At 28.6% G+C, this 21,916-nt stretch carries 23 protein-coding genes; all 23 read right to left on the minus strand.

Features of this window, described 5'->3' with window-relative positions:
- Positions 1-56: 56 nt before the first annotated feature.
- The 23 genes from tgt to plsX all read right to left on the minus strand — a co-directional run bounded on the left by tgt (position 57) and on the right by plsX (position 21,837).
- Positions 57-1,169 (minus strand): tRNA guanosine(34) transglycosylase Tgt, encoded by a 1,113-nt coding sequence (gene tgt, locus MR285_RS05950; RefSeq protein ID WP_293559014.1) that lies wholly within the window; start codon positions 1,167-1,169, stop codon positions 57-59.
- A 5-nt stretch (positions 1,170-1,174) separates the two neighbouring features.
- Entirely contained in the window at positions 1,175-2,194 is a 1,020-nt protein-coding gene (gene queA / locus MR285_RS05955) for a tRNA preQ1(34) S-adenosylmethionine ribosyltransferase-isomerase QueA (protein ID WP_293559016.1), read from the minus strand.
- 13 nt (positions 2,195-2,207) lie between these two features.
- Positions 2,208-3,326, minus strand: coding sequence for a SpoIID/LytB domain-containing protein (locus MR285_RS05960; RefSeq protein WP_293559018.1), 1,119 nt, complete (start codon positions 3,324-3,326; stop codon positions 2,208-2,210).
- Position 3,327: 1 nt separating this feature from the next.
- Positions 3,328-4,329 (minus strand): Holliday junction branch migration DNA helicase RuvB, encoded by a 1,002-nt coding sequence (gene ruvB, locus MR285_RS05965; protein WP_293559020.1) that lies wholly within the window; start codon positions 4,327-4,329, stop codon positions 3,328-3,330.
- 4 nt (positions 4,330-4,333) lie between these two features.
- A complete protein-coding gene (ruvA, locus tag MR285_RS05970; protein WP_293559022.1) occupies positions 4,334-4,918 on the minus strand; it encodes a Holliday junction branch migration protein RuvA in 585 nt (194 codons plus the stop codon).
- Entirely contained in the window at positions 4,918-5,412 is a 495-nt protein-coding gene (gene ruvC / locus MR285_RS05975) for a crossover junction endodeoxyribonuclease RuvC (protein ID WP_293559024.1), read from the minus strand. The genes ruvA and ruvC overlap by 1 nt, the downstream gene beginning before the upstream one ends.
- 38 nt (positions 5,413-5,450) lie before the next feature.
- Positions 5,451-6,212 carry a hypothetical protein gene (locus tag MR285_RS05980; RefSeq protein WP_293559026.1) on the minus strand — a complete coding sequence of 254 codons (762 nt, stop codon included), beginning with the start codon at positions 6,210-6,212 and terminating at the stop codon, positions 5,451-5,453.
- A gap of 81 nt (positions 6,213-6,293) precedes the next feature.
- Positions 6,294-7,289 carry an aspartate--ammonia ligase gene (gene asnA / locus MR285_RS05985; RefSeq protein WP_293559028.1) on the minus strand — a complete coding sequence of 332 codons (996 nt, stop codon included), beginning with the start codon at positions 7,287-7,289 and terminating at the stop codon, positions 6,294-6,296.
- A gap of 59 nt (positions 7,290-7,348) precedes the next feature.
- Entirely contained in the window at positions 7,349-7,999 is a 651-nt protein-coding gene (locus MR285_RS05990) for a zinc dependent phospholipase C family protein (RefSeq protein ID WP_293559030.1), read from the minus strand.
- A gap of 63 nt (positions 8,000-8,062) precedes the next feature.
- Positions 8,063-9,697, minus strand: coding sequence for a glycosyl hydrolase family 18 protein (locus MR285_RS05995; protein WP_293559032.1), 1,635 nt, complete (start codon positions 9,695-9,697; stop codon positions 8,063-8,065).
- A gap of 68 nt (positions 9,698-9,765) precedes the next feature.
- On the minus strand, positions 9,766-10,113 hold the full coding sequence (gene rplS / locus MR285_RS06000) for a 50S ribosomal protein L19 (RefSeq protein WP_293559034.1): 348 nt from the start codon (positions 10,111-10,113) through the stop codon (positions 9,766-9,768).
- A complete protein-coding gene (trmD, locus tag MR285_RS06005; RefSeq protein ID WP_293559036.1) occupies positions 10,100-10,843 on the minus strand; it encodes a tRNA (guanosine(37)-N1)-methyltransferase TrmD in 744 nt (247 codons plus the stop codon). The genes rplS and trmD overlap by 14 nt, the downstream gene beginning before the upstream one ends.
- Entirely contained in the window at positions 10,840-11,343 is a 504-nt protein-coding gene (gene rimM / locus MR285_RS06010; protein WP_293559038.1) for a ribosome maturation factor RimM, read from the minus strand. Before rimM ends, trmD begins: the two co-directional genes overlap by 4 nt.
- The gene (locus tag MR285_RS06015; protein ID WP_293559040.1) at positions 11,330-11,563 is read right to left on the minus strand and encodes a KH domain-containing protein; all 234 of its coding nucleotides are present in this window, start codon (positions 11,561-11,563) and stop codon (positions 11,330-11,332) included. The genes rimM and MR285_RS06015 overlap by 14 nt, the downstream gene beginning before the upstream one ends.
- A gap of 21 nt (positions 11,564-11,584) precedes the next feature.
- Positions 11,585-11,884: a 30S ribosomal protein S16 gene (rpsP, locus tag MR285_RS06020; protein WP_075659178.1), complete on the minus strand. Its 300-nt coding sequence runs from the start codon at positions 11,882-11,884 to the stop codon at positions 11,585-11,587.
- Positions 11,885-11,933: 49 nt separating this feature from the next.
- Positions 11,934-13,271, minus strand: a complete 1,338-nt coding sequence (gene ffh / locus MR285_RS06025) for a signal recognition particle protein (RefSeq protein ID WP_293559044.1) — start codon at positions 13,269-13,271, stop codon at positions 11,934-11,936.
- A gap of 11 nt (positions 13,272-13,282) precedes the next feature.
- Positions 13,283-13,639, minus strand: coding sequence for a YlxM family DNA-binding protein (gene ylxM / locus MR285_RS06030; protein WP_293559046.1), 357 nt, complete (start codon positions 13,637-13,639; stop codon positions 13,283-13,285).
- 291 nt (positions 13,640-13,930) lie between these two features.
- Positions 13,931-15,346 (minus strand): signal recognition particle-docking protein FtsY, encoded by a 1,416-nt coding sequence (gene ftsY, locus MR285_RS06035; protein WP_293559048.1) that lies wholly within the window; start codon positions 15,344-15,346, stop codon positions 13,931-13,933.
- A 9-nt stretch (positions 15,347-15,355) separates the two neighbouring features.
- Positions 15,356-18,877: a chromosome segregation protein SMC gene (gene smc / locus MR285_RS06040; protein WP_293559050.1), complete on the minus strand. Its 3,522-nt coding sequence runs from the start codon at positions 18,875-18,877 to the stop codon at positions 15,356-15,358.
- A 4-nt stretch (positions 18,878-18,881) separates the two neighbouring features.
- Positions 18,882-19,940: a radical SAM protein gene (locus MR285_RS06045; protein WP_293559064.1), complete on the minus strand. Its 1,059-nt coding sequence runs from the start codon at positions 19,938-19,940 to the stop codon at positions 18,882-18,884.
- Positions 19,924-20,622, minus strand: coding sequence for a ribonuclease III (rnc, locus tag MR285_RS06050; protein ID WP_293559052.1), 699 nt, complete (start codon positions 20,620-20,622; stop codon positions 19,924-19,926). The genes MR285_RS06045 and rnc overlap by 17 nt, the downstream gene beginning before the upstream one ends.
- Positions 20,623-20,626: 4 nt before the next feature.
- The gene (acpP, locus tag MR285_RS06055; protein ID WP_293559054.1) at positions 20,627-20,854 is read right to left on the minus strand and encodes an acyl carrier protein; all 228 of its coding nucleotides are present in this window, start codon (positions 20,852-20,854) and stop codon (positions 20,627-20,629) included.
- Positions 20,855-20,856: 2 nt separating this feature from the next.
- On the minus strand, positions 20,857-21,837 hold the full coding sequence (plsX, locus tag MR285_RS06060) for a phosphate acyltransferase PlsX (protein ID WP_293559056.1): 981 nt from the start codon (positions 21,835-21,837) through the stop codon (positions 20,857-20,859).
- Between the last annotated feature and the right edge of the window lie 79 nt (positions 21,838-21,916).

The following is a 21,916-nucleotide window of genomic DNA, read 5'->3' on the forward strand; positions in this document are numbered from 1 at the left end:
CTTATAATATAATTAATAATTACATTATACATTTAATTGTATGACTTAACAAGAAATTATTTATAACCGTACTTCTTGTAGAAATCATTTTTATATTCTAAAAAATAATCTCCCTTTATTGACTCTCTAATATTTTTCATCATATTTAATAAAAAATATAAATTGTGAATAGTTGCAAGCCTCATTCCAAGTATCTCATCTACATTAAATAAATGTCTAATATATGCCTTGGAAAAATTTCTGCAAGTATAGCAATCACAGTCTTTATCAAGTGCAGAAAAATCTTCTTTGTAAAGAGCATTTTTTATTGCAATTTTACCATTATGAGTAAGAACTGTTCCATTTCTCGCAATTCTAGTTGGAAGAACACAGTCTGCCATATCGACCCCTCTTTCAACTGCCTCAAATAAATAATCTGGGCTACCTACTCCCATTAAATATCTTGGCTTACTCTCTGGCATAAAATCGGTTGTGAAATCTAAAATATCATTCATAAGATCAATTGGCTCTCCAACGGATAAACCTCCAATAGAATATCCCTTAAAGTCCATATCAACCATTTCTCTAGCAGAAATTTCTCGTAGGTCTTTATACATTCCCCCTTGAATTATTCCGAAAAGGGTTTGATTATCTATATTCTTATGATGCTCTTTGCACCTTTCTGCCCATCTAAGAGTCCTTCTCATAGAATTGTCTATATACTCATGACTTACAGGATAGGGTGCACATTCATCAAATGCCATTATTATATCTGAACCTAAAATATTTTGAATGTCTATAGATTTTTCTGGAGATATAAACATTTTACTTCCATCGATATGACTTCTGAAGTGAACCCCTTCTTCAGTTATTTTTCTATTGTCTGAGAGAGAAAAAACTTGAAATCCACCAGAATCTGTAAGAATTGGTTTGTCCCAATTCATAAATTTATGAAGTCCACCAGCTTTTTCTATTATGTCAGTACCTGGTCTTAAAAATAAATGATAAGTATTTGAAAGAATTATCTGTGAACCAATTTCTTTTAACTCATCAGGAGTCATTGTCTTTACAGTTGCTCTCGTGCCTACTGGCATAAATATTGGAGTCTCAATTTCTCCGTGATTAGTTGTAATTTTGCCAAGCCTTGCCTTTGAATCCTTGGCAGTTTTTAATAACTCAAATTTAAACATATTACCTACCTTATAAACATCGCATCGCCAAAACTGAAAAATCTGTATCTTTCTTTCACCGCTTCTTTGTATGCTTTTAAAATAATTTCTCTTGTAGAAAGCGAAGACACTAACATTAAAAGAGTGGATTCTGGCAAGTGAAAATTTGTTATAAGAGCATCAACGCACTTAAACTTATATGGTGGATAAATAAATATATTGGTAAAACCACTTTTTTCATGAACCTTTCCACTTTCGTCGGCAATAGATTCTACAGTTCTTACACTTGTAGTACCAACAGCAATTACTCTATTCCCTCTTTTTTTTGCAGCGTTTATTTTTTCTGCAACTTCTTTAGTCATAATATAAAATTCAGAATGCATTTCATGTTCATCAATATTTTCAACCTTTACAGGTCTAAATGTTCCTAAACCGACATGAAGTGTAATGTAACAAATTTCTACTTTTTTGTCCTTAACTTTTTGAAGAAGTTCCTTTGTAAAATGAAGTCCTGCAGTTGGTGCTGCGGCTGAACCTTCTTCTCTCGCATATACAGTTTGGTATCTATCTTTGTCTTTTAGTTTTTCAGTAATGTAGGGAGGAAGCGGCATTTCACCAAGCTCATCTAAAATTTCTTCGAAAATTCCATCATATTGAAACTTTAAAAATCTAGATCCATCACGAGAAATGTCAACTACTTCTGCGGACAGTTTATCGCTAAAAATTATTTTAGTTCCAATTTGTGCTTTTTTTCCAGGTTTAGATAAACATTCCCATATATCTCCCTTTCTATTTAAAAGTAGAAATTCAATTTTTTCCTCTTTATTTTCTCTATGTCCATAAATTCTTGCAGGCATTACCTTTGTGTCATTTAATACTAAAACATCCCCTTCATTAAGATAATCAATTATGTCATAAAAATGTTTGTGTTCCATTTCTCCAGTTTTTTTGTCTAAAACAAGAAGTCTCGAATGATCTCTTTTTTCAGTAGGATGTTGTGCTATTAATTCCTTTGGTAAGTCGTAATAAAAATCTTTTGTTTTCATTTTTGCCTTTCTGTTATTTTATCTTTTCAATATTTGTGCCAGGGAAATAAAATTCAATAATATCCTTATAATTACTGCCCTTTTTTGCCATTTCTACAGCACCATATTGGCTCATGCCAACACCATGACCATATCCATTTCCCTTTACAATTATTTTGCCATTATCACAATTAATATCAAATAATGTTGATTTAATTATTGTATTTCCTATTTTATTTCGAAAATCATTGGCCTTTAATGTAATATTTCCTTTAGATGTTTTAAACGTAATATTTTTAACCCTATTAGAACTTGTTGAATCTAAGTTAACTCCCAATATATCAGTTAAATCTAATTTTTTTAAATCACTATCTTTTATAGTATACTCCCATGGATAAACTGAATAGGGATCTTCTTTTGATATTAAGTATGGTACAAAATTTCCGCCCCAAGCTTCTGATGACGAAACTGTATATCCACCCGATGATGCACAAAAAATTGTTTCAGCAATTTTCCCATCGTATTTAATTACTTCTCCTAATGTGCTTTCTACAGCTTTATCCGTTGATTTTTCTTCAACATCTTTTCCGTAATAAACTTGGGAATTTGTAGTATCGTCGAGATTATATCCTTTTTTTATATATTTGTTGAAATTATTTATTGCAAAGGACCTTGAGCAAAGAGCCTGTGCCTTTAATGATTCCATTGGAAATTCTGGACTCATTTCCTTAGGAAGTACTCCTCTTAAATAATCGTCAATATTTACATTGTTCACAACATCTAATTTTCCATTATTAACTCTAAATGAAATTGCTCCTCTATAATTTCTTTTTATTTTATCTACATATATTGGAGAATCAGAACCTATTAAGAAAGCTCCGTCTTGAGGAAAATTTGCTAGTTTAAAATTATTTCCCTTTAAATTAATATTTTTCCCATCAAACATTATGTCAATTTCTTTATTATTTGTCTTATTTATAACTTGGTCATCTGAAGTAATAATAAATAAATTACTTTTAGATTTTAGCTTTAAATTTTCCTTTTCATTTACAGATTTCCCAATTTTAATATCAATTTTATCATAACTATCCTTAGCAAAAATGTTAATTGGTAATAACATAAATATTATGGCTAACAATAAAATTTTTTTCATTTTAATCACCCTTATATTCTATTCCAAAATGGTCGTAAGCCCTTTTTGTAGCAACCCTTCCTCTAGGAGTTCTAATAATAAAACCAATTTGCATTAAATATGGTTCATATACATCTTCTACTGTTCCCTTATCTTCCCCAATAGCAGCCGAAATAGCATCAATTCCAACAGGTCGTCCATAAAATTTTTCAATCATTGTAAGAATTATTCTTCTGTCAATATTATCTAACCCATACTTATCGATTTCTAAAAGATTCAAACCTTTCATAGCCACCTTTGTGGTTATTACCCCTTCCTCTTTTACTTCGGCATAATCTCTTACTCTTTTTAAAAGTCTATTAGCTATTCTTGGAGTTCCACGAGATCTTTTAGCTATTTCCATAGCTCCCTCTTTTTCAATTGGAATATTTAAGATTTTTGCAGATCTCATAATAATTTCTACTAAAGATTTTGTATCGTATAAATCTAACTTTAGCATTACTCCAAATCTATCCCTAAGTGGAGAAGTTAGCATCCCTGCTCTTGTAGTTGCTCCTATTAGTGTAAAAGGTGCAAGATCAAGTCTAATTGATCTAGCTGAAGGTCCCTTTCCTATAATTATGTCCAGAGCATGATCTTCCATTGCAGGATAAAGAATTTCCTCAACAGATTTATTTAATCTGTGAATTTCATCAATAAATAGTACATCGTCATTATTTAAATTTGTAAGAATGCTGGCAAGATCGCCTTGTTTTTCTATTGCAGGACCCGATGTAACTTTTAAGTTAACGCCCATTTCATTTGCTATAATACCAGCGAGAGTGGTTTTTCCAAGTCCAGGTGGTCCACTTAGTAAAGTGTGATCAAGAGGCTCAGATCTATTTTTGGCAGCTTCTATAAAAATTTTTAAATTATCTACAATTTTTTCCTGACCAATGTATTCGCTTAACCACTTAGGTCTAAGGCTAATTTCTTTTGTATCTCCATCTATAAAAGCTGGTTCAACTAATCTATTTTTATCCATAATATCAACCCATTAATTTCAATGCTTCTCTTATTCTATCAGATATATCTAATGATATATCAATCTTTTCAAGAACTTTTTTTGCGTCATATACATTATAACCTAATGAGATAAGTGCCTCAACTGCTGGATCATCATTTTCATCAAATGTATTAACATATTCCGTTTCAAAATTTAAATCTAAATTTAATTTTTCAACTTTATCCTTTAATTCTAGAATTATTCTCTGTGCTGTTTTTTTCCCAACACCGGGAAGCTTCATAAGAGCTTTGTCATCCTTTGATATAATATACTTTGCGATATTTGATGCGTCATCTCCATCTAAAATCCCCATGGCAAGTTTTGGACCAATTCCTGTTACTGTGGTCAAAAGATCAAAAGCATCTCTTGTTTCACTATCTTTAAATCCATATAAAACTGCAGCATCTTCTCTTAAGATAAGTCTAATATTTATAAAAACTTCTTCATTTTTATAAAATGTATGAAGTTCTCTTGAAATCATGTTAATTATATAACCGATACCATTAGCTTCAAGAACTAAATATCCCCTATCTGTTGAGTGTACTTTACCCTTTAAAAATTCTATCATTATATCATCCTAAAACTTTCTTTAAACTTAATTGAACTTCCGTGAGTTATTGCAACTGCAAGAGCATCGGCTACATCGTCAGGCTTTGGAATTTCACTTAAATTTAAAATAATCTTAACCATTTCTTGTACCTGTGTTTTCGTAGCTCTACCATATCCTACAAGAGCTTGTTTAACTTGCAAGGGAGTGTATTCATACAAACCAGCACCACTCTTTTTTGCTGACAAAACTTCAACTCCACGAGCTTGAGCAACTGTAATTGCAGTCTTGACATTTTTATTAAAAAACAGTTCTTCAAAAGCAATATCAATAGGCTTATATTTTTCTATTAATTCATTCATTTCTTCATAAATTAAATTTAGTCTATCTGCAAGTGGAACCTTAGACATTGTAGTAATGGCACCGTAATCTATAACTTTATATGAATTTCCTTTTAATTCTAAAAAACCATATCCAACTATTGCTATTCCAGGGTCAATACCCATTATTATCAAATTATCACCACTTTAAAAAGGATAGTATAAAACTATCCTTATTTGTATCTCTTTAAAACTCTATCGTTAACTCCATCCCAAAAACCATTCCTAAAAATCCTAAATCCATCTATGTAAAGAAACTTAGAAATTTTATTGTTTAGAGTAATAATTTCAGAATCAGTCAAATATGAATCTACTTCCCTAATTTTAACATCGTCGTTTTCACTTTTGAAAGAAAGTTGTAAATCAAGATGATCATTTATACTATTTATTTTTTCATTAAGCAACTTTTTCTTAACGTCTGAAAGTGTATTTTTTATAAAAATCCTAATTTGCTTATCTTTTCTAATTTCTTTAAAAATCAACTTTTTAAAAGACAAAACTTCCTCATTTTGAAATTCATATTGAAAAAGTTTTTTTCTATTATAAAGTTCATCAATAGTTAGATACTTCAATGTAATTATTTCGAGTATATTAATATGTTTTTTGGAATTAAATCCAAGCCTATAAGCTTCTAAATATAAATAAAGCTCTAATCTATTGATATCATCGTGTATTAGACTAGAAAGGTTCTGTGCAATAAGTTCTATTCCTTCCTTTTGCCTATAGATTTTAATTATATCTTTTCTCAAATTTTCAAGAGTAACATATCTTGGATATATATTTTCGATTGACTCATAAACATTGTATAAATTAAGCAAAATATTTATGCTATCCAAATCACCCTTGTATAAGAAGTTTGCAATTAGGTATTTTTTTATATCTTTAAAGGCAACACTTTTAATAGGTTTCTGAATTAATTTTTGTGCCAAGTCCATAAAAAAATCCTCCGGTATCATATAAAATTATTATACTACATATACCGAAGGATTTGTATCCAATTTGTAAATTTCTTAAAATTATAATAATTTTATTTTATTTTCTCTACAATAATTTAAATTACTTTCGTCCCAAACTCCAACTTGTACTTCTCCAATATGGCTTTTTTCAAGAAAAAACATACAAATTCTTGATTGACCAATACCTCCACCAATTGTATATGGAAGGTTTGCGTTTAAAATGTCTTGGTGATATTTTAAGTTTAATCTGTCTGTTGTATTTGCAAGTTCGCATTGACTTTTTAGAGAATTTTCATCTACACGAATTCCCATGCTAGAAACTTCAAGAGAATTATCTAAAACTTCATCCCAAAATAAGATATCTCCATTAAGCTTCCAATCATCGTAATCTGGGCTTCTAAGATCATGAGGTTCTCCAGAATTCAAGTTTCCTCCAATTTCCATGATGAAAACTGCTCCCTTGTCTTTACAAATTAATTTTTCTCTTTCCTTAGGACTTTTCCATGGATATAAATCTTCTAACTCTTGTGATGTTATAAAAAATATTTCTTCAGGTAACTTTTTAGAAAGTATATATGGATAAGTTTGATTAATATATTCTTCTGTTCTCTTAAAAACCGAAAAAATTTCTTTAACAGTTAAATAAAGATACTCTTTATTTCTGTCACTTTTATCAATGATTTTTTCCCAGTCCCATTGATCTACATAAGATGAGTGAATTTCATCAAGCTCTTCTTCTGCTCTTATGGCATTCATATCTGCATAAATACCTTCATACTTATTGAAATTATATTCTTTTAAAGCGTTTCTCTTCCATTTTGCAAGAGATTGAACAATCTCAACATTTATACCATAATTTTTTAAGTTGAAATCTACCGCTTTTTCTCCATTTAAGTTATCATTAAGTCCTGTTTCAGGTCTAACAAAAAGAGGTGCAGAAACCCTTTGTAAATTTAAAGTATTTGCTAAATCCCTTTGAAAGTAATCTTTCACTGACTTAATTGCTATTTGTGTTTCTCTAAGGTCTAATTTTGTAGCACTAGAATTATTTCTCATCTTTTTCCTCCATAACTATAAAAATTCTTTCACTCTATTGAATGAAAGAATTTTACTTCTTAAATAAATTGTATATCAAATTCCCCGCTATATTCAAGTATTGATTCAATAACAAGAATAGAAATATTTGTTGATAAATTTAAAGCAAAATTTAAATCATTATCAAAACTGTGGTTTGAATTCTTATACTCATCAATTACATTAACTAAATACTTTTTAATTTTTTTATCAAGACTTAAATCTAAATCTTCAAAAATTCTAATATTTTCTAAAGAAATTACTTCCTTATAATTTTCTTCTAAATACTTATTTTCTCTAGCATATAAAGCTAGATCTTGTTCGTACTTAACATGTTTTCTTAGATTTTCAACAAAAGTCATTCTGTAAGCATGAGGATAACATACAAAATCGCAAAGATAATGCATAATTATGCCCAACTTTTTACTAATATAATTAATAAATAATTTACTTTCATTGCCCTCAGAATAAGAATATCTAGAAAAATAAATAAGTCTACTTATCTCCCTTGCTATATAATCTCCTGATTCATCAAAATAATGTCTTTTTGTCTTATAGTAAGGTAAAACATCGGGAGCAATTGACCCCCAAAGCAATTTATCTAAATTTAAGTTGATATTATATTTATCTTTTATTCTATCGTGGACTATTTTTGCCACAATTTTATGTGTATCTGGTAAAATTTTAAACACATCCTAATAAAATTATATTTTAATACTATTCAATTTTATACTTAAAAAACTAAATTGTCAATTTCAGTTTGTCTTTTCTAATTCTTTAGAAATTACATCCCAAATATTTTTAGTCTCAAATCCAAGTCTCCAACTTCCAACTCCAGCTAAATTATATTTATTTACAAGAGAAACTTTTTTCTCAATTGAATTTGCATCTTCAATCCAAATTTTATAAGTTGAACCATTTTCTTGATATTCAACATAATTTTGTTGTGACTCTTTGTCCCAAATTGGTTTTAAATTCTTAGAAACAATAATATTTGAAACTTCAGACATAGAAACTGTTTTTGATGTAACTTTTCCATTAGAGTCTTTCCATAATCTTGTATAAAGTGGAACACCTAAAATCATTTTTTTATTAGGAACGCTTCTAAATAGTACATTTATACTTCCTTCAACCCACTTATATTGAGCAACGGAACCTGCTTCTTCTGATGAACCCCAGTGTTGATCATAAGCCATAACTACTATATAATCAGAAATTTCTGCTAGAGCCTTTCTATCATAAGGTTCTTTAGTAACATCAGAAGAAATTTGCGGAGTCACATCAACTGTCAAGATAAAATCTTCTCCAGCACTTTCTCTAAACTCTTTTACAAAAGCAGTTATATTATCTCTGTCTTCATTTCTCGTATGCTCAAAATCAATGTTTATACCCTTCATATTATACTTTCTACAAAGTTCTAAAGTTTTATCTATGATTTTCTTGCGAGTTTCCTTATTAGACAAAGCTTCATGAGTAATATCTGGATCAAAAGAATTATCCAAATAAGCCCAAACTTTTATTCCTAAATCATTATATTTTTTTATATAATTTAGGTTTCCCCTATCTATCATATCGCCATTTCCATTTCTAATGGAAAACCAAGTAGGGATAATTACATCAAGACCATTAATTCCAACTATTTGATTAACTTTTTCATCAGAATGTTCTGCATAGGTATAATCCCACGTTAAATTAATTGGACTTTTAGATGTGTTTTTTGTTGCAGATGCTAAAGTGAACTTTTCAAAATTTTCATCAACACCATCTTTTAAAACATAGCCTGCATATCCTTCAGGCATTCTAACTTTATAGTATTTGCCTTTTTCGCCATATATATATATTTTTTCACCCTGAGGGAGTTTTTTGATAATTGGACTTCTACGAGAACTATCTTCTCTCAAAAGAGTTTCTTTTGTAGTCTTAGTTAAATCGTATTCTTTATCTCTATAATCTAAAAGCAAAAGTCTAATATCTTTATTATATCTTAGGCTTACATTGTAATCGTATATAAATGTTTCGATTGGAAGCATAATCTTCCCATTTTTTTCAATAACTGGTGCTCTTAGATCTATTGTTCCGCTATTGAATTTTGCCTTATATTCATTTAACTTTAAAATTTTATTTGCATGTTCATTTTTTATTTTTACTTCTCCAGTTGATTTATCATAAAAAATATTTTCATCTAAATATTCTTTTATGTAATCAAGAGATAAATAAATCATGCCATCTTCTATGCAAAAATCTTCTTTGTCAATGTCTTTATCTTCTGTTATAAAGTTAAATTTATCGTATTTAGTTGAAATTTTAGTAGTTCCTCTATTTTCAACAAATAAAAATGCACCTGCCGCCAAAATAATAATCAAAAAAATTCCAAAAAAAATCTTTTTCATTTATATCACCTCTCTAATTTATTTGCTCAAAATAAAAGATACTAAAAATAGGACTTAAAGTCCCACTCTTAGTAATTAGTCTTTTCTTTAACTTTTGCAGCCTTACCTTGTCTATCTCTAAGATAGTAAAGTTTAGCACGTCTAACCCTACCTTTTCTTGTAACAACAAGATCAGCAATTCTTGGTGAGTTAAGTAGGAAAGTTCTTTCAACTCCAATACCATAAGAAATTCTTCTTACTGTAAAAGTTTTTCTAGAGCTTTTTCCTTGAATCTTTATTACAGTTCCATCAAATACTTGGATTCTTTGTCTTTCGCCTTCAATAATTTTATAGTGAACACTTACAGTATCCCCAACATTAAATTTAGGTAAATTTTCATTTAATTGTTCATCTTCAATAGCTTTAATATAGTCCATTGTCTTTACCTCCTTCCAGTAAATCTTTCAATATATCTTTTTCTTCATCATTTAAAATCTTATTTTTTAATAAATCTGGTCTTTTCTGCAAAGTATTTTTTATAGATTCTCTAAGCCTATATTTTCTTATTTTTTCATGATCTCCACTTAAAAGAATATCAGGGACTTCAAGTCCTCTAAATTCTCTTGGCCTAGTATATTGTGGATACTCTAAAAGACCATTATAATGAGACTCGTCTTTAAAAGACTCATCGCTTGCAAGAACACCATCAAGAAGCCTTGATACACCATCTATAATTACCATAGAAGCCAGCTCTCCACCAGTTAAAACATAATCGCCAATGGAAATTTCTTCATCTACATAATTTTCAATGACTCTATTATCAATACCTTCGTAATGGCCATTTAAAAGTATTATGTGTTCTTCACTTTTAAGTTCCTTTAGTTTATCTTGATTTAAAACCTCTCCTTGTGGAGACATATAGTAAACTTTAGAGTTACTTGTCTTTACAGATTCTATTGCCTCTACTATTGGCTTAATTTGCATTAGCATACCTGGTCCACCGCCATAGGGGTAATCGTCTACTTGTAGATATTTGTTTATAGCAAAATCTCTAATATCCACAGTTTCGAGATCTAATTTTCCTTCGCCGATAGCCCTTCCAACAATAGAAAAATCTCTAATGTTATTTATGAATTCGGGAAATAATGTTAAAACACTTATTTTCACAAAATCATTCCTTCTATTAATTTAATAGTTATTGTAGAATCTATTTTTTTAATAAACTCCTTAACTGCAGGTATTTGATAAATACTTTTATCTTCACTTTCAATTATAAAAATATCATTAGCAGGATATTCTAATACCTCTTTTAATATTCCTATATAATTTTTTTCAGTATCATAAACTTTTTTGCCAATTATATCAGAAATATAGTATTGGTTCTCATCTAAAGCTAGTCTATCTTCATCTTTAATATAAATATACTTGCCCTTTAATGTGAGAACATCATTAATATTTTCATAGCCATTAAAAGTAATATAGACAAAATTATTCACTCTAACTCTTTTAATAGAAAATTCCGTTAATTCATCGCCTACAAATACGCTTTTTAATTCAGAAAATCTTTTGTTATCAAAAGTATAAGGCTCAACTTTAATTTCACCCTTAATACCATGAGTATTTATTATCTTTCCAATGCACGTAATTGAATCTTTAATATTCTTCAATTTCTAAATTAACCTTTACATCTTCTTTTAGTGAAACAGCTTTTAAGATTGCTCTTATTGCTTTAGCAATTCTACCTTGTTTGCCAATAACTTTTCCCATATCATTTGATGCAACTTTAAGAGTAATATCAATTGAATTATCATTCCTCGTCATTGTTACATCAACTGAAGAAGGATCGTCAACTAAAGATTTAGCAATATATTCAATTAATTCAACCATTTTGGTCCTCCAAACATACTGTTATTCAGTAGCTTCTGATTCACTTGCTTCTGCTGTATTATTTGAGTTTGCACCAGCATTATATACTGAATTTTCTCTGAAAAGTCTGTCAACTGTATCAGTAGGTTTTGCACCATTTTTGATCCAATTATTTGCTTTTTCTGAGTCTACAACAACTTTTTTAGGAGTTGTTAGTGGGTTATAGTAACCAATCTCCTCGATGAATTTTCCATCTCTAGGACTTCTAGAGTCTGCTACAACTATTCTATAAAAGGGTTTTTTCTTTGTACCCATTCTTCTAAGTCTAATTTTAACTGCCAAATTATTCACCTCCACAATAAAATTTATATATTAAAATATATAAGCTACATTAAAAGGAAAAAGGTAATTTAAACTTTCTCTTTCCCATACTTTTGGACATATTTCCAAATTGTTTCATCATCTTTCTCATGTCTTTAAACTGTTTTATAAGTTTATTCACATCTGCTGGACTAGTTCCAGAACCCTTTGCAATTCTTTTTCTTCTTGATGAATCTATGATTTCAGGCTTTTGTCTTTCCTTTTTTGTCATAGAAAGAATCATTGCCTCAACTTTTGCAAATTCATTGTCAGGTAAGCTAATACCCTTTAAAGCCTTACTATTCATACCAGGTATCATTCCTATAATGTCCTCAAGTGGCCCTATATTCTTCATTTGCTGCATTTGATCTAAAAAGTCTTCAAAAGTAAAAGTTGACTTTCTAAGTTTTTCTTCAAGTTCTTTTGCTTTTTTTTCATCCACAGCTGATTGTGCTTTTTCAATTAAGGAGAGCACATCTCCCATTCCAAGTATTCTTGAAGCCATTCTATCTGGGTGGAAGACTTCAATATTATCCATCTTTTCACCACTGGCAATAAATTTAATAGGAACATCAGTAACAGATCTAATTGATAGAGCAGCACCACCTCTAGCATCACCATCAAGTTTAGTAAGTATTACACCTGTTAACTTTAACATATCGTCAAACTTGTCGGCAACATTTACTGCATCTTGACCAGTCATTGCATCAAGCACAAGAAGAACTTCTGAAGGCTCAAGTGCCTCATGAATATCTTGAAGCTCCTTCATTAGCTTTTCGTCAATGTGAAGCCTACCAGCTGTATCTATGATAACTACATCATTTCCATTTTTCTTAGCATGCTCAAGAGCTGCTTTAGAAATATCTACTGGAGAAATCTTATCTCCCATTGTGAAAACTGGAGTGTCAACTGATTTACCAACAACTTGAAGCTGTTTTATAGCTGCTGGTCTATAAATATCACAAGCAACTAAAAGAGGTCTTTTACCGTCTTTCTTTAATTTATTTGCAAGTTTACCACTCGTAGTAGTTTTACCTGCACCTTGAAGTCCGCACATCATTATAACTGTAGGCTTTTTTGAAAAGTCAATTTTAACTTCGTTAGTCCCCATTAAACTTGTGAGTTCTTCATTTACAATTTTAATAACTTGTTGGCCTGGAGTAAGAGATTCTAAAACTTCTTTTCCCAAAGCTCTCTCTTTAACTGTTTTCACAAAGTCTTTAACAACTTTAAAATTTACATCAGCCTCAAGAAGTGCAAGTTTTACTTCACGCATAGCTGCGTCAATATCTTTTTCGGATAATCTACCTTTTCCTGTTAATTTTTGCAAAGTACTTTGCAATTTATCAGATAAACTTTCGAATACCAAAAATTCACCTCCTAGTCAAAAAGTATTTTTCTTAGCTCTTTAAACTTCATATCGTTATTTTCATTTAAAGATTCTTTTTCTATACTTTCTAATATAGTTTCAATTTCTCTTCTTTTTATCTCTTTATTATCTTCTTCTTTTTTTGCATTTTTTATTAATTCAAGTTTTTTTTCAAAGTCTTCTAAATTATTTTCTGCCCTTTTTAAATTATCAAAAACCGCTTGTTTTGAGATATTGAGTTCTGATGATATCTCGTTTATTGTACAGTCATAGACATAATACATAAATGCGGCTTTTCTTTGCTTTTCAGTAAGAAGATTTCCATAAAAATCAAGTAAGTTGTTCATCCTAAAAAATTTTTCGTTCATTTTATCACCATTCTCTAGCCTGGTCAACCTTTTTACTTGACCTTTATTATTTTAGCTAATACCTTCAAATATGTCAATAACATTTTTTACTTTTTTTAATTATTTTTTATAAATGGAAATACCTTTATTTGATAATAATTTATTACTAAAAATTTAACTTAAATGAATAAGTAGTCCTTAAATGTTAAATTGTTAAAATTCACACTTAAAATTATTGTTATAATTTTTTATATTTGGAAATAAAATTTTTCGTTAAAAAAAAGTAGGAAAATCCTACTTTAATAAATATTTTTAACCAAAAATTGTTTCTAAAAATGTATCAATATTAAAATCTTGAAGGTCGTCTATGCCTTCGCCAACTCCAATAAGTTTAATTGGAATTCCAAGTTCTGATTGAAGTGCAATGACAACTCCGCCTTTTGCAGTTCCGTCAAGTTTAGTTAGTGCAATTGCAGTAACATCAGTAACTTCCTTAAAAGTTTTTGCTTGATTAATGGCATTTTGACCAGTTGTTGAATCAAGTACTAATAAATTTTCACGATTTGCTTCGGGGTATTTATTAGTTATAATTCTATTGATCTTTTCTAATTCCTTCATTAGATTTGATTTATTGTGAAGTCTTCCCGCCGTATCCACGATCAGTACGTCTGTTTTTCTAGCTTTTGCTGCTTCAATCGCATCAAAAACAACTGCTGCAGGATCAGACCCTTCATCGTGACTAATTACATCAACATTTGCTCTATTTCCCCATTCTTTTAGTTGATCAATGGCTGCTGCTCTAAAGGTATCTGCTGCACAAACTAAAACAGATTTATTTTCCCCTTTAAATCTTTGTGAAAGTTTGCCAATTGTTGTTGTCTTTCCTACTCCATTTACTCCAACAACTAAAATTATAACTGGTGCTTCAGAAATTATTTTTGTATTTAATTCTGGATTCATCAATTTTTTTGCCTCTTCCATTAAAAGAGGTTTAACTTCTTTAGGATCTTTAATTTTTTCTCTTATAATTGTTTCACGCAAGTTATCAATTAACTTCATTGTAGTTTCCATTCCAACATCTGCCGAAATTAAAATATCTTCTAAGTCTTCCAACATTTCATCATCTATTTTTACATAAGCTCCGATTACTGTGTTGATTTTTATTCCAACTTCTTTTCTAGTTTTATCTAAGCCTTCTTTTAATCTTTGGAAAAGTGAAGTTTTTTTAGATTCTTCTGTAAGTTCTTCTTCTATTGTTTCTTCTTGGACTAAATCTTCTTTTACTATTTCTTCATCAAATTCAGGTTTTTCATAAGAATTTATTTCTTCTTCAATTTTATTAGGTTTTTCTTCAACTTCTACATTTTCAAGCTTTTCTTTATTAGTATCTAAATTATCTTTTAAATCTTCAATGATATTTTCTTCAGCTTCTTCTTTTTCTATTTCTAAAGATTCATTATTTTCTTCTTCATGAGATTTTTCTTCTTCAAAAACTTTTTCAGATAAATATTCGCTGATTTTTTCATAACTAGCAGATTTTTCCTCAATATCTTTAACATCTTTAACATCTTTATCTAAAACAGAATTTTTTTCTAAGTCTTCAGTGATGACTTTATTTGCGTCATCATCTGGAATTATATTTTCAGAAACTTTTTCTTCAGTTTCTTGAATTTCTTCTTTAATATCAGTTTCTTTTTTCTTAAATTTATCCTTTAACCAATCAAACATAATTTTCTCCTAATCCTTTAATTTTACAGAGTATAATTTACTAATTCCCTTTTCTTCCATTGTAACACCATACATAGTATTTGCAATCTCCATTGTGAGTTTTCTGTGGGTTATAATTATAAATTGAATTCCATCCAGAGTTAAAAGATAATCAGCATATCTTTTGATATTTGCATCGTCTAAAGCCGCATCAATTTCATCAAGAATGCAAAAAGATGCAGGTCTATACTTTAACAAGGCAAATAAAAGTGCCACAGCAGTAAGGGATTTTTCTCCACCTGAAAGAAGTGAAAGGGACTGAAGTCTCTTTCCTGGAGGTGAAGCTTTGATTTCTATTCCAGAATTTAGCAAATCACCTTCAATGTTTATTTCAGCACTACCTCCATTAAATAAAATTTTAAATATTTCGGCAAAGTTTGTAGAAATTTCATTCATAGCTTCGCTAAATATTTTTTTCATTTCATAATCTAATTTACTTAAAATAGATTTTATTTCTTCTTTTGACTTAATAAGGTCGTCCCTTTGAGTAGTATAAAAATCAAGTCTTTCTTTAACAATCTTGTGTTCATCAATAGATGAAATATTTACCTCACCATAATCTCTTACCTTTTTTTTAAGTTTTTTTATAAAACTTTCCTTTACGTCAAAAAGACTTTCGTCGACGTACTCATTATAATCATCTACATTATATTCTTCATTTAACCTTATAGTTTCATTTAATATTTTATTTTTATTTATATCAACTTTTAAATTAATTTTTTCTAACTCAGAATTGATAATTAGTAATTTTTCTTTTAACTCACTTAATTTGTCTTTTTTGCATAAATAAATTTTGTTTTTTTCTTCCAAAAGTTCCTTATAATTGTTTATAGAAATTTTAAGATTTTCAATAGATTCACTTAAATTAGATAGTTTAATTTTATTTTCTTCATTTGAATTAGCTTTTAGGTCAATATCTGTATTTGCATCATCTAGGGAATTTTTATTATTTTTTAATTTTTCTTTAATGTTAAAAATTTCAGAATTAATTCTTTCCCTTTCTCTATTATTATAAAGTAATTTCTCGTGATTTTCTTTTTCTAAAAGTTGAATATCAATTTTTTCATTCTTTAATATTTCAATTTCTTTTGACAAATCAGAAAGTTTTGCATCACTATCTACTTCAAGTAATAAATTATCTAAAATTTTATTTTTATTTTCAATTTCTAAAATATTTTTGTTCAAATTTGAAAAATCAAGTTTAATGTTTTCTTCTAAATCTTCTCTCTCTTTTTCATATTTATTTAAATAATTTGTATTTAAATCTTTATCATTTTTGTTTTTGTATATGTTTTTTTCAATATCTGATATTTTTAAGTTGTAGGATTTTTGCTTTTCTAAAAATTCATTGGCTAAACTATTTAAATCAAAAATATCCTTTTCAACTTTGTCTTTATCTTTTTCAATTTTTTTAATTTCAGAATTTATTTCCCTTGATTTAGTCTGCAATTCAGTGATTTCATTTTTACGCAAAATAAAACTACTGTTATAAGTATTTAAACTACCGCCAGTTATTGCTCCAGAAGGATTAAAAACTTCACCCTTTAGAGTTACTACCTTTAATTTATATTTTTTTGAAATATTGCTAGCATTTTTAAAATTATCAGCAATAATAACTCTGCCAAGTAAGTTATAAAATATTCCACTAAATAAATCATCAAATTTTATTAAATCACATGCAATACCAATTATTCCATCTTCAGATGTGTTTATCTTTACCTTGCTGCCATTTACTCTATCAAGAGGCAAAAAAGTTGCTCTTCCCATTTTATTTTTTTCAAGTATTTTTAGCATCTCTGATGTTTCTTTAGTTGAAGATACAATAATATTTTGAGCCATTGACCCAAGTGCTACGGAGATCGCCTTTTCATAATTTTTCTCCACAGAAAATTTTTCCGCAACAGGTCCATATAATGTATCTTTAAAAATATTATTTCTTGAAGAAAAATTCATAAAGGATTTTACAGTTCTATTATATCCTTCATAATTTGATTCCATATTTTCCAGTATTTTTAATCTAGCCATTACCTCATTTAAATTATTGTTTTTTAAAATCAAATTATCTTCGAGATTTTTATTGTTTTCTTTAAGTTTTTCTATCCTTTCTTCAGTTTGTTGAAACTCTAAACTATCTTTTTCAAGAATACTCTTTAATCTGTTGACTTCCTTTGACTCTTTTTCAATAAGCCTTTCAAATTCAGATTCATTAAGTTTTAGACTCTCAATATTTTTTTCTAAATTTAACTTTCTATTATTTTTTTCCTCAATAATATCCTTTAAAGTTTCATTTTTGAACTTTATATTTTCAATTTCATTTTTTATTTTATTTTTATTTTCAAAATTTAAATTTCCAATTTCTTCTAAATTTTTAAATTCTTTTTCTAATTCTACGATAATCTTACTTTTTTCATCTAATTTTTTTGTAATTTCATCTTTAGATTTTTTTAAAATCTCTTCGTCCTTTGCTAAGCTTTCTAAATTCTCGTTAAACAAAATAATATTTTTATTTAGAGACTCATTTTCTAAGTCAATTCTCTTGGAATCCTTCTTTAGTGAATTTATTTTTTCACTTTGTAGATTTATATCTAAATATAGTTTATCGTATTCTTCTTTTTGCTGATTTAATAATTCATTGGAATTATTGCTTTTGTTTGAAATTTCTAATATTTCATTTTCTAGTGGTTCCAGTTCATTAGATAATTTATCACGCTCTAAAGAAATTATCTCAGAATCATTTTTTAAATTTTCAGAATTTTTTTCTAATTCTTTTTTTTCTTCTTCTATTTTTTTTATCTCTTTACAAGAAAAGTTTATGTCACTTATCTTTAAAATTTCGTAATCTTTTAAGTACGCTTCGGCTTTTTCTGCTTGAACTCTTAAATTTTCTTCTTGAAGTACAATTTCTGATAAAATATCTTCAATTCTAACTAAATTTTCTTCAGTTTTTAAAAGTTTATTAGTAGATTGAACTTTTTTATACTTATATTTAGAAATACCAGCAGCCTCTTCGAAAATATTTCTTCTATCTTCAGGCTTTGAACTCAAAACAGACTCAATTTTCCCTTGTCCTATTACAGAATAGCCATCTTTTCCAATACCAGTGTCCATAAAAAGCTCTTTGATATCTTTAAGTCTGCACTTTTTATTATTTATTAAAAATTCACTCTCAAGAGATCTATACATTCTTCTTGTAATAGAAACTTCATTAAAGGGCAAGTTTAAAGATTTGTCGCTATTATCAAAAACAATTGTAACTTCACAAAGGCCAAGTGGTTTTTTTATATCCGTTCCAGAAAAAATTACATCTTCCATTTTGTTTCCACGAAGATTTTTAACTGAAGTTTCTCCCAGCACCCATGTAATAGCATCAGTTATATTGCTTTTTCCACTTCCATTAGGTCCCACTATTGCTGTAGTAGTCTTATCTAATTCAATTTTTGTTCTATTTGCAAAAGATTTAAATCCTTGCATAGTAACTGATTTTAAAAACATCTACTCACCTATAATAATCTCTTACATCAATAAATTCGATGAATTTTCCATGAACTTCCACTTCAAAATAACCAAGGCTTTTTTCTTGAAGCTTTATTTTTGAAATTCCAAGTTTTTTCATTATCTCATTTTTATTTTTTGATTTTTGCCCACAAATATTTGAAATATTTCTCCCACTTGCATATATTAAAATCTCATCCTTAATATTTTTTGATTCTTTAAAATAATTTATTAATGCACATTTGAAATAAAAAGACTCAACTAACTGTCTATATGCCGGATGAAATGCTCCTGCAACTACATCTCCATCATAATTAATATTATCAGTTGGCTGAAGCCCAACCCTTATTACATTAATATTGTTTTTATAATAAATATCAAGAATGTCTGCAACATATTTAATGGAAGATTTTAAATCAAGAGCTTCATACTTACCTTCTTTTAATTTTTTATAAAGTGCCGTTTCTTTAATTACAAGAGTTGGATAAATTCTAACACAATAGGGATCTAATTTTACAAATTCCCTTGCTGTAAAAATAGATTTTTCTAAATTATCGCCAGGAAGACCCACCATTTGTTGAAGTCCAAGCAAAAATTTATACTTCTTAATTAATTTTGAAGATGTATAAACACATTCTACATTATGACCTCTATTTGAAAGTTTTAAAACTTCTGGGTCAAGACTTTGTACTCCAAGTTCAATAATATCTACACCATATTTTTTTAAATTTTTAAGTGTTTCATCATCAATTGCATCTGGTCTTGTAGAAAGTCTAATGAATTTTACAAGGCCTCTTTCTTTATATTTATGTGCAATTTCTAAAAACTCTGATTGTTTTTCAATTGGAATCGCTGTAAAACTTCCTCCGTAAAATGCAACTTCAACATTATCTTTCCTTTTAAAATAAGAAAGATATTCCAAAATAGTATTTTCAACATCACTATTTGAAATATCTGTAGACATTCCCGTAATTTTTCTTTGGTTACAAAAAACACAATCATTAGGGCATCCATAGTGTGGAATAAAAATTGGTATAATATTTCTCTTAGACAATTTTTCCACTCCTCTTAAATGCATCTCTTGCAGCCTCTTGTTGTGACTCTTTCTTAGATTTTCCTTTACCATTTCCAACTAAAACTTCATCTACATACAATTCTGTAAAAAAAGTTTTGTCATTATCAGGACCCTCTTCTCCCACTAATTTATATTCTGCTTTTTTGCCTGATTTTTGAACTTCTTCTTGAAACTTAGTTTTAAAATCTATATTAAATAATTTGTAGCTATCTTTTTCTAAAAAATCTTGAAATAAACATAAAATAATCTTTTTAGCATTTTCAAAATTTGAATCTAAATAAATTGCACCAATTAAAGCTTCAAGAGCATCAGCAGAAGTTGACTCCCTGTTCCTTCCACCGCTTTTTATTTCTCCCTTGCCAAATTTTATAGCATTACCAAGATTTAGTTTCTTAGAAATATAAAACAAAACTTTTTCATTAACAGATTCAGCTCTCATTTTTGTAAGAGAACCTTCCCTATCTTCAGGAAAATTTTTGTAAAAATATTCTCCAATGACTAGTCCTAAAACTGCATCTCCTAAGTATTCAAGTCTTTCATTGCATTCGTAGAACTTCATATTATTTTCATTGATAAAAGAACTGTGAGTCAAAGCCCTTTCTAAAAGTTCTCTATTTTTAAAATTATAATTTAATTTTTTTTCAAGATATTTTAGACTGTCCTTGGACATAAAATCACTGATCCAAATCTTCTACATAGTCGATTACATCGCCAATAGTTTTTAATTTTTCTAAATCTTCTTCAGAAACCTCTATCTCAAATTCCTCTTCAATTGTCATAACTAATTCAACAAGTTCAATGGAATCAGCATTAAGATCATCTTGAAAATTCATATCTTCATTAAGTTCATTTACATCAATGTTAAATTGTTCAGCAATAATTTCTAGAATTCTTTCTTTCATTTTTATTCCACCTTATCCTTTATTTTATTAACTACATTAGATTCTACTATATTTATAGCATATTTTGCAGCATTTTTTATTGCTCTGCTATCAGAATTCCCATGAGCTTTAATAATGTTTCCATCTATTCCTAAAAGGATTGTGCCGCCAACTTCTTTCGCATCTAAATTTTTAAATTCATTCATTAAAAATTTTGTAAAAGCACTTTTACTTTCATCATCTAGTTCAGATTTTTGAATACTATGAAAAACATTTTTAACAGCAAAATCAATTACACCTTCAATTGATTTTAATAAAATATTTCCGTCAAAACCATCACATACAACAAGATCTGCTTCATTATTCATAATATTTCTTGCTTCAATATTTCCCACAAAATTTATATCACTATCTTTTAGTTTTGTATAAGTTTCTTTATAAAGAGAATTTCCCTTGCCTTCTTCAACACCTATATTTAAAAGACCAACTTTTGGAGAGTCTATTTTATAATATTCTCTTAAAAAAGTTTCTCCCAGCATTGCGAATTCTAATAGAAGATCAGGATTTGTATCCATATTTGCTCCTGAATCAATTATCATTGTATTTGATTTTATCCCTGGAATAATTGTCGGAAGAACAGCTCTTTTTATTCCCTTGATCCTTCCAACTATAAAAAGTCCACCTGCAAGAAGTGCTCCTGTGCTACCAGCTGATATTAATGCATCAGCTTCCTTATCTTTTAATAATTTCATTGCAACTGCAATAGAAGAATCTTTCTTGCGTCTAAGTGCGAAAGCAGGGTCTTCATTATTTTCAATGTTTTCTTCTGCATAAACTATTTCAATCTTGTCTTTATTGTAATCAAGCTTTTGAAGATTCTCTTCAATAAAATCTTTCCTACCAACTAAAATAATATCTGTATCGAATTCATTAGCAACTTCAATTGCTCCCTTTATAATTTCGTATTTATTATCTCCGCCATTTACATCAAAAATTAATCTCATTTAGACCTCCAAGTAATAATTTTAATATATATCAAAAGCTTAAAAAAATCAACGTTAATAACATAACTCTAATACTAAC

The organism is Peptoniphilus sp., from assembly GCF_022767005.1.
GTDB lineage: Bacteria > Bacillota > Clostridia > Tissierellales > Peptoniphilaceae > Peptoniphilus_A.

Excerpts from the sequence above, each read along its gene's own strand:
- ylxM (WP_293559046.1), bottom strand. The coding sequence starts at position 13,639 with ATGAACGAAAAATTTTTTAGGATGAACAACTTACTTGATTTTTATGGA.
- MR285_RS05960 (WP_293559018.1), bottom strand. The coding sequence starts at position 3,326 with ATGAAAAAAATTTTATTGTTAGCCATAATATTTATGTTATTACCAATT.
- MR285_RS06015 (WP_293559040.1), bottom strand. The coding sequence starts at position 11,563 with ATGGTTGAATTAATTGAATATATTGCTAAATCTTTAGTTGACGATCCT.
- ruvA (WP_293559022.1), bottom strand. The coding sequence starts at position 4,918 with ATGATAGAATTTTTAAAGGGTAAAGTACACTCAACAGATAGGGGATAT.
- MR285_RS05980 (WP_293559026.1), bottom strand. The coding sequence starts at position 6,212 with ATGGACTTGGCACAAAAATTAATTCAGAAACCTATTAAAAGTGTTGCC.
- rnc (WP_293559052.1), bottom strand. The coding sequence starts at position 20,622 with ATGTCCAAGGACAGTCTAAAATATCTTGAAAAAAAATTAAATTATAAT.
- MR285_RS05995 (WP_293559032.1), bottom strand. The coding sequence starts at position 9,697 with ATGAAAAAGATTTTTTTTGGAATTTTTTTGATTATTATTTTGGCGGCA.
- ruvB (WP_293559020.1), bottom strand. The coding sequence starts at position 4,329 with ATGGATAAAAATAGATTAGTTGAACCAGCTTTTATAGATGGAGATACA.
- queA (WP_293559016.1), bottom strand. The coding sequence starts at position 2,194 with ATGAAAACAAAAGATTTTTATTACGACTTACCAAAGGAATTAATAGCA.
- smc (WP_293559050.1), bottom strand. The coding sequence starts at position 18,877 with ATGTTTTTAAAATCAGTTACTATGCAAGGATTTAAATCTTTTGCAAAT.
- asnA (WP_293559028.1), bottom strand. The coding sequence starts at position 7,289 with ATGAGAAATAATTCTAGTGCTACAAAATTAGACCTTAGAGAAACACAA.
- tgt (WP_293559014.1), bottom strand. The coding sequence starts at position 1,169 with ATGTTTAAATTTGAGTTATTAAAAACTGCCAAGGATTCAAAGGCAAGG.
- rplS (WP_293559034.1), bottom strand. The coding sequence starts at position 10,113 with ATGGACTATATTAAAGCTATTGAAGATGAACAATTAAATGAAAATTTA.
- ftsY (WP_293559048.1), bottom strand. The coding sequence starts at position 15,346 with ATGTTTGATTGGTTAAAGGATAAATTTAAGAAAAAAGAAACTGATATT.
- plsX (WP_293559056.1), bottom strand. The coding sequence starts at position 21,837 with ATGAGATTAATTTTTGATGTAAATGGCGGAGATAATAAATACGAAATT.
- acpP (WP_293559054.1), bottom strand. The coding sequence starts at position 20,854 with ATGAAAGAAAGAATTCTAGAAATTATTGCTGAACAATTTAACATTGAT.